Below are 10,499 nucleotides of genomic sequence, written 5' to 3'. Positions count from 1 at the left end.
CCCCCTACTCCCCCCACTCCCCCTACTTCTGACTTCTGAACTCCTCCTCCATAAAATTTTTATATTTCAATCAGGATTTTCTCGATTGAACCATGAACATTATGGGAAATAAATATCAAGTATCAAAGCTATGACTAACAATAAGTTATTTATCCGTAAAAAACCACTGTTATTATTAGCAATGGGGTTTTTTACTGCTTCGCTTTTACCCATTCTCCCATCAAAAGCAGAAAATATTTTTCTCCCCTCTGATGCACCTTTGCAGCTAGATTTACTTACCCAATCAAAGGATAATATCATCACAGCTAAAACTATTGATCCCCAAAAATTAACAGTTCCTAGTTTATGGTGGGCTAAGGAAAACTCGGAAAAACAACTTTTAGATAATTGGATAGTTTACCCGCCCTCGCAAACAGAACCACCCCGGGCAGATTTAATTGTTAATCAGCAAATTTGGGGCTTATTAGACTATTTTGGTAAGTATGTTTTTGTGAATCGTTTAGGTAGCCTAGCTAGTAAATTTGGTTACAATATCCGAATTTTTAACTACCAGAAAGAAGCTTTAGCAACGTACACCTGCAATTTTTCTCAAAGTCCTGCTTCCTGTCGGCTTCAGATGAATCATCGAAGTCAAGTCGGTTTCAGTTTTGCTTTGTCAAATTAGGATTTTTTGATCTTCATAAATAAATCTTCATACTCTTTCATCACTGCTGGAGGGAAAGGCAGTAAAAATTCACTTTTGGCAAAAGTTTCTGAATCAGTTAATAATAAATTCTGTAACTGCTTCTGAATATCCCCATTAACCATAGTCTTGTCAATGGGAGAATTGCTTTTAGTTAGTAGGGCAATTTGTTTAGATGTATTGGGTTGTAAACAAAAATCTAGCCATTGGTATGCTAAACTGTCATTATTAACACCTGTGGGACTTACCCATAAATCAGCCCAAATTGCTGTTCCCGATTTGGGGACAACTGCGGCAAATTTTGGATAACGATTGATGATGGGGATAATATCATCAGACCAACCAACTGCTAACCAAGTGTCCCCAATAATTAGTGGTTCTAGATAGTTTTTAGAATCATAGAATTTGACTTGTTGATTTAATGCTTTTAATTCCGTTTCTAAGGCAGAGATTTGATTGATATTGTCTGTATTATAAGATTTTCCTAATTTCTTCAAAACTAAACCAATGACTTCTCTGGGATGATTTAGTAAAGAAATGCGATTTTGCAATTCACTCCGCCATAAATCACTCCAATCTGTTGGTGTCCAACCCAATTGTTGAAACTTTTCTTGATTATAAATAATTACTGTATTTCCCCACCGATAAGGAACGCCCCAAATTTTACCCTCTTGGTCATGCTTAATTATCTGTTGCCATTTTTGATTGAGGTTAACTAGATTTTTGATATTTGCTGTTGCTAATGGTTGAATTAATTTTTGATCAATTGCTGTTTGTAACCAATAATCTCCCAATGTGATTAAATTGGCAGTTGGTGATTTTTGATTTTGATTGAATGGTAAATAACGAGTCCATTGTTGCTGATTATTAGTCGGTGGTTGTTGCCAGGTTTGTAATAATTTAAATAAATCCTCCAACTGATTAATTGGGGTAAATTTTAATTTACCCTCTTGAGTTACGGTTTTCCGAAACTGATTAACTACCTGACCGGGGATAGAATTTTTTAATAATTGGACATTTAAGAGTGGTTGCTGGTTTGTTCCGCAGCCGGCGATCGCCTGAGAAAGTGCTAAGGTACTTATACTTAATAAAAAAGATCGTCTGTCCATAGTTCTATATGTATAATTACGGATGATAAGTAGGTGAACGGGAAAAAACCGTAGACGCGGAGCGGCTTCTCATAAGAGTAATATGTAAGGAAAAGTAAAGTTGCCCAACTTATCAATATTATTGATTTACTTCTATACATGGCATTAAAATTTGATGAAAGTCATCAAAAGTTAAATAATTCATAAGTATAACTAAGATTGTCGGTAAAGTGAATAACATAGAGAAAATATTTTTTTGGTGCAGGTATTAAATGGAATCATTAGAAAAACAAATTCTCACGTTAAGCCAGCAGGTTAATGCCATCCATGAAGTGATTGAAAGGCTTGATATGCGCCTATCTCAAGCTTTGTCAGATTCATCTTTACGGCAATTACCAGCCATAGAGCATTATTTGGAAAAAAAGCAGCCGGCAAATGAGTTAAAAGAATGGAAGCATAAGGATATTTTACTTGATAGTATTCCCGAAATGAGTTATCAGGCTATAGATAAACAAATAACACCAGAAATTCAAATTCAACGGCTAACAACTCAGTTAACTGCCGCATATCATCGGATTGCTGCCTTAGAAGAACAGTTACTCAAACAGAGGGTTTATTGATGGGTGCTAAGTTGCTCAAGTTGGGCTTCAATTGCTGCTAATAGTTGATTTTGTTGCCAATTTCGACTTAAAGCAGCAGCAATACAAGCCGCACCGGCACCAATACCTTCTTTCACAAAACCCTGTTCATAAGCTTGAAATTGGGGATATCGGGAATTAGCAAAACTCAATTGTGTGGCTAACAAGGGGGGGATGCTATTTTTATTGAAACTTTGGGCTAAGTCAATTGTTGCGCCTGTGGAATCTTCTGCTACCCAACGGGTTGTACCAATGACAATTTCTGCGGGTTGCCAAGATAGGTCATATCTGTGAGCGATCGCTTGAATTAAAGCATAAACTGCTAACATTTGTGTACCTCCACCTAATAATACCCCACAACTTCGACTGGCAGCGATCGCCATTCCTGCTACTACCACCTGCATAGGATCACCTACCGCCGCCACCAGTTCTAAAGGATCAACTGACGGAGGAATTTTTGCCAATCCAGTCTGCACCAAATCCCATTTTTGCCCATGATTACACACAGGATGGCTACTATTAACTTTGCCAGCAGCATCAATCCCCAAACCAGTTAAAATTGCCAAAGCCGTTGTTGTGCCACCGACAACGCACTCACTAATAATTAAATACCTATCAGAATTTAATTGAGAACTTAATTGAGAACCCCAACGTAATCCTTCAGCTAGTAAATGTTTAACAGTATCTACATTCATAGCCGCACCCCCACTTAAACATCTTGCCGGCGCACCACCCAACTCAATTAATGGCACAGGTGGAATATGTGGTAATCCGGCATTAAATAAGTAAACAGGGATATTTAAATTAGCCACCACCGCCCGCGAAATTAGCACAGGAGAAGCCCCCGAAGTCAAAGGTGGCAGAGGGTACTTAGGTTGATATTCAGCGCCGTAATAGAGAAATTCCGCATCAGCACAAGCCGTATATCGGCGATCATCTGGAGTCAAACCAGCGGCAGAAATCCCAGGAATCAAACCAGTTTCTGTAAATCCTAAAACACAGGCAAATATCGGTAATTTACCGCGATAACGATTGAGCCATGCTTCACCCTGGGGAACTTGGGTGTAAATATTAATCATATCTAAACTGTGATTTTCCTGATTTTCCTGATTTTCCTGATTAATTAATCATCTTCATCAAATTAATCATAGTTATGACTTTTATAATTAATCATCTTCATCAAATTAATCAAAAAAATCATAGTTATGACTAAGTAGGTGAACACAATAAAACCAAACTGTGTAAAGAAATGTAAAATCGCCCAAACCCTCTTCACTCTTGCCTCTTGCCTCTTGCCTTTTGCCTTGCCATAACGACAATTTTCAACACCAACCTACTTATTCATAATCCATCAACACCTGCACCCAATGAGGTGGACGGGGAATGGGATTGCCTAAACGGTCTAAAAGTAACCAAGCCGTAAGATGAACTATAAACAAGTAAATAAAATTATTGAGAAGAATAAGAGCGATCGCTCCCAATTGAATTAATAGTAAATTGGGAGTCATTAACAATTCCAATTTTAAAAAAATCCATTCAATAATTTCCGTCACCTGAGTAATCACATAAACCCACAAATCTTCCCCCGATAGCACCGACAAAAACCACAGGCGAAAAAACACCCCCAGCGTCCCCAGCAGCGTCCCTAAAGCAATAGAAACAATCCACGGTACACGGCGATACCAAGTCGCCCCTAACAGCACACCCATCAAGGCAAAAGGCATGACAAATAATAAACTCCGAACCGGACCCATCAACACAGACAACAACAACCCAGAAGTCACCGCTGCCATCCAAGCTGCTCGTTTACCCCAACGTAAATAAACCAAAGCAATAGGAATAGGGAAAAATACCCGCAATACTGGACCCAAAGGAAAATAAAAATTAATAAACCAAATTAAACTCGCCGTACTGGCTAAAAAAGCCGTTTCCACCATCCTTAAGGTACTTTCAACCTTCAGAGGTTGGTACTGTAATCGGGGTTGGGAAAGAGATTCAGGAGATGAATCTTGCTCTGGTTCTTCTGGTAGGGAATCAACGATACTCATGCCAAACAACTAAATTAAACTATAGTTTTTTCCAAAGCTGACCAATCTGGAATATGAATTCTATCTTGATCCCTCACAATCAAACCCTTTTTTTCTAGCTTTGTCAGCACTCTTGTCACAGTTTCCCGTGCCAATCCACTTAAACTACTTAACTCTCGGTGTGGTAAATTAGGAATTTGCGTGCCGGCATTCTCTTGTTTTCCTTGTCCCTCTGCCAAAAATAGCAACGTATCAGCCACCCGTGACTGACTATCTGATTCCCGAAGACGTAATCTTTTGTTAACCTGTCGCAACCTTCTCGCCATTAATTGAGCCAATCTCACGCCGGCTAAAGGTTCTGTTTGCAGCAAATTCACAAAATCCTGAGCAGGTATACTCGCAATCGTCGTCTCTGCTAGAGTAATAACATCAGTAGAACGGGGGACTTCATCTAACGCTGCCATTTCCCCAAATAATTCCCCTCTACCAATAATATTTAGCGTTACTTCTTTCCCCTCTAAATTGTATGTACGGATTTTTACCCATCCATTTATAATAAAGTATACAGAACCTCCCCAGTCATTTTCTAGTAAAATTACTTGGTTAGCTGGATGAGTACGAGTAACAAGATGAGTTAGAACCTTTTCTACGCCTAGTTCTGGCAAGCCTTGAAAAAATGGTGCTGTAATCATCCATGTATGGGATGCATTATTTGTATTATATCGTTCTTCCATCAGGGCATCTTGTTTATTAAAGTTGCTATCATCACAACACTAAGATCGTTATTCTAAACCCAATACTGCTCGGTTAAGCCTAAAAAGTCATTATCCGGTAGGTTGGGTTGTGGAACGTAATTGATTCTAAACCTACATCATCATAGTAAAATCATCTCTAACAGCAATACCTTGTCCAAATCGAAAAAAGTCTTGATTTGTAGGTTGGATTGAGGTACGTTCACGAAGTGTGGCGAAGCCATAACCCAACAAATGCGTCGGGTTGCGCTGTCGCTTAACCTGACCTACAAAAAATGAACAAGGTATTGTAACAGAGATTGTCTTAAATTGGACTAACTATGTTATGTAAAAAAGTAAAAATATACCCCTAATATAACCTTTTTTCTGAGATTGTTGTCACTGTTGTGGTAAATACTGATTGACAATATTGACTAATATAGAAGTATTATTTGATTTTCGTGTATCCTCAACGAGAGTGCATGACCAACATCACGCAATCTCATTAACTGCATCCTACACTGAGAAACTAGCTAAACCTTAATCGTATCAATACCTTCGCCATTTTTTGTAGGTTGGTTTGAGCGACAGCGCAACAAATACGCATTTTTTGGGTTGTGCCTAATCTCTCCGGCACGCTAAAGTAAACAACATGACCTACGAATCAAGGCTTTTTGAAATTTGGCGAAGGTATTCCTTCTACAATTTTTTTCACTGTCTTTATCAGTAAATATGGCTATAAGTAGGTGAACACAATAAAACCAAACTCTATAAAGAAACGTAAAATCGCTGAAAACTTCTTTACTCTTGCCTATTGCCTATTGCCTATTGCCTATTGCCTATTGCCTATAACCTATCACCTATTGCCTATTGCCTATTGCCTATCACCTATTGCCTATCACCTATTGCCTATCACCTATTGCCTATCACCTATTGCCTATTGCCTATTGCCTATTGCCTATTGCCTGTTCCCTGTTCCCTGTTCCCTGTTCCCTTTTTTGTAATTGTCAGTCTCTTACAAATCAACGTACATTTTTAACTAAGGTAATTTAACGTGACTTACCATACTGATGAAATTCACCAACTAATTGCAGATATTGATCACTTACTGTCTCATAGTGCTAAAGGTCTTTCTAAGTTCCTTTCTAACCAAGGACAACAGGAAAAAGAGATTTTACAACGAGTGCGTAGCTTTTTAGTGCAATTGGAGGAAGATGAAGTATCAAAGAATGATGTCCTACCAGAAACTACTCAATCATCTCCCACACCAGGATTTTCATCTCTGTTGACACAATTTAATCAACAGCACCTTCCATCTATTTTAGAGTCTTCTGGACACCCACCAGAGACAAGTAGTGATGAAACCGCGCAAACCAAACAAGAAATAACGGTTTTATTTCAGCCTTTACAAGCAGAATTATCCAGGCTATTGGCAGAAAGAGCAGATTTGATTGAGGAAATTAGACAACTAGAGCAAAAGCGACTACAAAACTCTTCATTAAGCCAGCAGTTACCTAATCAACAGGAGATGATTTCTGATTTTTTAGAAGTCCTCATGGGTCGTTTAGTACCACATTTACAATCAAATTCTGGGTTAATAATTAACGCTAATGTCCAGAACCTAGACGCAATTACTTCTGGTATTCAACCGATTTTAGAATCAGCAGAACGGATAGAACAGTTAGCAAATTTAGCTCGGAATTTAGATCAACGTTTACTGTCTTTAGATGGAACTGTCAATAGTGTTTTTGAAGCACTAGAACGTAATATTAACGCCTATTATCATTCCTTGTCTCAGGCATTAGCTAAAATGCACGATCAGGGGATACAGGGTGAACAATTAATGGCAAATTTCCTCAATAATTTGACTCAATATTTACAACAGCAAGTTTTGATTAATGAGTCTTCTATCTCTCCTTTAAATCCTCAAATAGTATCGGCATCACCATCATTAGCTGAATCTTCGGTTGTTGAGAAATCAAAAACTTCAGAAGATATATCTATAGAAAATCTTGTGGCAACATCACCATCATTAGCTGAATCTTCGGTTATTGAAGAATCAAAAACCTCAGAAGATATATCTATAGAAAATCTTGTGGCAACATCACCATCATTAGCTGAATCTTCGGTTATTGAAGAATCAAAAACCTCAGAAGATATATCTATAGAAAATTCTGAGGCGGAAATATTGCCAATTAATATGGCTACAGAATTGTTACAGAATCAATCACAATCTGCTAAAGATTTACAGTTAACAAATACTGATGAAGTAGATGAACTTTATGCAAGTTTCTTTAATACTGAAATTTCCTCATCGTTAAATTTCTCCTTTTCTCCTGATCTGAAATTTAGGGAAAATGAAAGTTTACCCATTGCGGCTGAAGAGGTCAGTAATAATTTATCAGCACTGGAAATTAACAGTTCAACATTTTCTAGTATAGCTGACACTGCTATGTTAGCAGAACCAAAAGACGATGATGAGAATCACGAGCCACAAACAATAATTGCTCCTGCGCCCACAGAAATTAAAGTCCCATTTTTGCCAGAAGAAAAAGAAGTAGTAGGACAACTTCAAAAAGAACCAAATCCTGTTGATACAATTACAGTTTTAACTGATTTATTAGTGGATACTAGTAATGAAATATTACCGTCAGAAGTTATCAATCAATTAGATAATGCAGACACAGAAACAGAAAATCAGCAGTTAGTATTGAATAACTTTGTTGCTGCTTCTGCTAGGGAAAATTTGCTGTCTGTATTAGATAATGATGTTTCGGAAATACCAGAAATTGTTTTAGATGCCAAGCAGTTGCAACAATTAGATCAAGATTTAGCTAATTTTGATCAACCATTAAATTATGCTGGAGAATCTATAACTAAGTTAGATTCTACCAGTCAAGTTGATAGTGTAAATATAGTTTCGGGTCAGGAAGTAGATTTAAGTTTAACAACTCAGACAGATGTAGAGGCTGAACCAGAATATGTTAAGCAATCTCCACTCACTGAGGAGCAATCTCCAACTACCAATAATCAAACATCAATTTACCATGAAGAAGAGAATAATCTGATTTCTAATGATACTTTGGATGCCAGTTGGTATTTAGGAATTGATATTGGGACGACGGGAATTTCTGCGGCTTTATTAAATCGCTCTCAATTGATAGTTTATCCAATTTATTGGTCAGCCGAAAGTCAAGTTGATGGTTCTAGTTTTCAGCAATCATTCCGGTTACCCGCAGAAGTTTATTTACCTACTAATTCAGGTTCTCATCAGGGGAAAAGTGGAGAATCAGATTTTTCCCCTCATCTTTATTCAGCACAGTTAAAGCCTTATTTGCAAATAGCAGTTCCCTATCAGCAAGAACGGCAAAAATGGGAGCCGATGTTGCAATTGAACGAGTTTTCCGCAGGTCCGTTAATTTGGGTAGTGCGATCGCTTTCTAAGTTATTATCAACTCTCAGGTCTATTCAAACCAGTACCACACCGGCTTTAATTGCTAATGCTGTGGGCATGAATACAGCGACTTTTTCAGGAGTAATTAAGAATATCGCGGGTGTTATCTGTACTTGTCCTTCCAGTTGGAATGAACAATATCGTTTTAATGTGCGGGAAGCGATTGTCACCAGTGAACTTGTTTCTCATCCCCAACAAATCTTGTTTGTCGAGGAAGCGATCGCCAGTTTGCTGCCAGAATTAGACAGTGCTAATGGTCAATCTATCCAAATTAGCGAAAATCAAGGTTTACGCCCTTTAAAAACCAGTGATTATCCCCTATTAGGTAACACTTTAGCCATTAATATTGGCGCAACGCAAGTAGAAATGACCTTGGTAGATATACCAGCAAATCTGGAAAAACTGACATACAAAGACTTCATGCTGCACAATTTTGCCTACTCTGGCAAAGGCATTGAACAGGACATTATTTGTCAATTACTACTACCACCAAAATCCCGCCAACCCCGTCAACCCGGGCAATCTCATCATGAACCAACCAACACAAATCCTTGGCATTGGCAACCTTCGATTCCAGGTTTAGACCAAATGCAATTTTCTAACTTGGGTTTAGAAGCCTTATCATTACCCAAAGTTGGTGAACCAGACACAGAAGCGCGAATTCGTCTCCAACAACGCCTAGAAAGTTCCCTCCTGGGACAAGCTTTATTAGATGCAGCCTTAGCGTTGAAATTGATTTTACAGCACCAAGAAACCTTTACCCTAGAATTTGCCGACCAATGTTGGGTATTACAGCGCCGAGACCTGGAAAGTCAAGTCTTTGTTCCCTTTGTCCGTCGTCTCAATCGAGAACTTAACAAATTATTAGTAGCTCGTGGTATTCCCACCGAAGCCATTAATCAAGCCGTCCTCAGTGGTGGTGTAGCTTCCGTTGGCACAATTAACCGTTGGTTACGGCAAAAACTGCCTAATGCCAAAATTATTCAAGACTTATACCTGGGTGAAAATGGCACTCCCAATTGTAGTCGCGTGGCATTAGGTTTAACTATGTTACCTTTGCATCCCCAAGTTTTAGACATACCCAAACAACAATACACAGATTATTTCCTGTTTTCTGAACTGCTAAAACTACTACCCAATCGTTCTTTATCCTTTGGTGAAGTCTTACACTTATTTGAAAGTCGTGGTATTAATACCCGCATCTGTCAACAGCGATTATTAGCTTTCTTAGAAGGTGAACTACCACCGGGCTTAATTCCTGGGACTTCAGATCACCTTTGGCTTACCCATCACTCTCAGGAAAACCTCGATTATAAAGCGATTGAGTCCCTGAAAACAGGCATAAACTCTCCACCACTATTTGAAAAACAAGGCAATCTTTCCTATCGTCCCAATCTTCAACAAGTCCAGTTATTACTGCGTTATTTAGATGCCATCAAATCCAGTACCGTACAATCACTGGAAGAACCATATAGTTACCTACTTTAATCACCGAATTTAATTAGAGAACTTCACAAAAAAGATAATCCAATCTTGTGGGATGGGCATCTTGCCCGTCCTGGCAACGCATTTGTTGAGTTAGGGGTCTAGCCGGGATACGCGCAAAATGGGACACGATGCAAAGATTTGTAAAGATGCTTGCAATATGCAACGTTTTATGGTTAAGAAATAGGAAACCTTATTTTTCTGAGGCAGAGTACAATACATACTCTCCTTAAATAATTTAAATAAGATTATTAAGTGAAAAATATATACTTGCTCTTGTTTAGTCTTGAGAAAATCATTCTAGTATTTGACTAGAGTATTAAAAGCAAGTTGTGCGATTTCCTCTGCTCGTGATGATGTAACTTTTTGATAACGCAATGTCGTTTGTATATTC

At 38.3% G+C, this 10,499-nt stretch carries 7 protein-coding genes; 3 read left to right on the top strand and 4 right to left on the bottom strand.

Features of this window, described 5'->3' with window-relative positions:
* Window positions 1-130 precede the first annotated feature (130 nt).
* Window positions 131-664, top strand: a complete 534-nt coding sequence (locus tag AN486_RS24665) for a hypothetical protein (RefSeq protein ID WP_233455540.1) — start codon at window positions 131-133, stop codon at window positions 662-664.
* Here AN486_RS24665 and AN486_RS24660 read toward each other — a convergent pair.
* On the bottom strand, window positions 661-1,791 hold the full coding sequence (locus AN486_RS24660) for an extracellular solute-binding protein (protein ID WP_290602868.1): 1,131 nt from the start codon (window positions 1,789-1,791) through the stop codon (window positions 661-663). The genes AN486_RS24665 and AN486_RS24660 overlap by 4 nt on opposite strands.
* 251 nt (window positions 1,792-2,042) lie before the next feature.
* Between AN486_RS24660 and AN486_RS24655 the strand changes: the two genes are divergently transcribed.
* Entirely contained in the window at window positions 2,043-2,390 is a 348-nt protein-coding gene (locus AN486_RS24655) for a hypothetical protein (protein ID WP_053540310.1), read from the top strand.
* Here the strand turns inward: AN486_RS24655 and cobT are convergent.
* From cobT to AN486_RS24640, 3 genes are all read right to left on the bottom strand, one after another.
* Window positions 2,384-3,487, bottom strand: coding sequence for a nicotinate mononucleotide-dependent phosphoribosyltransferase CobT (gene cobT, locus AN486_RS24650; RefSeq protein ID WP_053540311.1), 1,104 nt, complete (start codon window positions 3,485-3,487; stop codon window positions 2,384-2,386). The two genes, AN486_RS24655 and cobT, sit on opposite strands and share 7 nt — an antisense overlap.
* 258 nt (window positions 3,488-3,745) lie before the next feature.
* Window positions 3,746-4,456 carry a DUF2232 domain-containing protein gene (locus AN486_RS24645; RefSeq protein WP_027404394.1) on the bottom strand — a complete coding sequence of 237 codons (711 nt, stop codon included), beginning with the start codon at window positions 4,454-4,456 and terminating at the stop codon, window positions 3,746-3,748.
* A 14-nt stretch (window positions 4,457-4,470) separates the two neighbouring features.
* Window positions 4,471-5,169 carry a Crp/Fnr family transcriptional regulator gene (locus AN486_RS24640; protein WP_290602867.1) on the bottom strand — a complete coding sequence of 233 codons (699 nt, stop codon included), beginning with the start codon at window positions 5,167-5,169 and terminating at the stop codon, window positions 4,471-4,473.
* 1,051 nt (window positions 5,170-6,220) lie between these two features.
* On the opposite strand from AN486_RS24640, the gene AN486_RS24635 reads away from it, so the two are divergent.
* Complete coding sequence (locus tag AN486_RS24635) at window positions 6,221-10,108, top strand: hypothetical protein (RefSeq protein WP_290602866.1); 3,888 nt, start codon at window positions 6,221-6,223, stop codon at window positions 10,106-10,108.
* Window positions 10,109-10,499 lie beyond the last annotated feature (391 nt).

The sequence above is a fragment of the Anabaena sp. AL93 genome (assembly GCF_001672085.1).
GTDB classification, from domain to species: domain Bacteria; phylum Cyanobacteriota; class Cyanobacteriia; order Cyanobacteriales; family Nostocaceae; genus Dolichospermum; species Dolichospermum heterosporum.
The sequence above is the reverse complement of the archived record's forward strand: the minus strand, read 5'-3'. Positions and strand labels throughout refer to the sequence as shown.

What these genes read in the sequence shown, in the direction of transcription:
- AN486_RS24655 (WP_053540310.1), top strand. Translation starts at nt 2,043, where the DNA reads ATGGAATCATTAGAAAAACAAATTCTCACGTTAAGCCAGCAGGTTAAT.
- AN486_RS24640 (WP_290602867.1), bottom strand. Translation starts at nt 5,169, where the DNA reads ATGGAAGAACGATATAATACAAATAATGCATCCCATACATGGATGATT.
- cobT (WP_053540311.1), bottom strand. Translation starts at nt 3,487, where the DNA reads ATGATTAATATTTACACCCAAGTTCCCCAGGGTGAAGCATGGCTCAAT.
- AN486_RS24645 (WP_027404394.1), bottom strand. Translation starts at nt 4,456, where the DNA reads ATGAGTATCGTTGATTCCCTACCAGAAGAACCAGAGCAAGATTCATCT.
- AN486_RS24660 (WP_290602868.1), bottom strand. Translation starts at nt 1,791, where the DNA reads ATGGACAGACGATCTTTTTTATTAAGTATAAGTACCTTAGCACTTTCT.
- AN486_RS24665 (WP_233455540.1), top strand. Translation starts at nt 131, where the DNA reads ATGACTAACAATAAGTTATTTATCCGTAAAAAACCACTGTTATTATTA.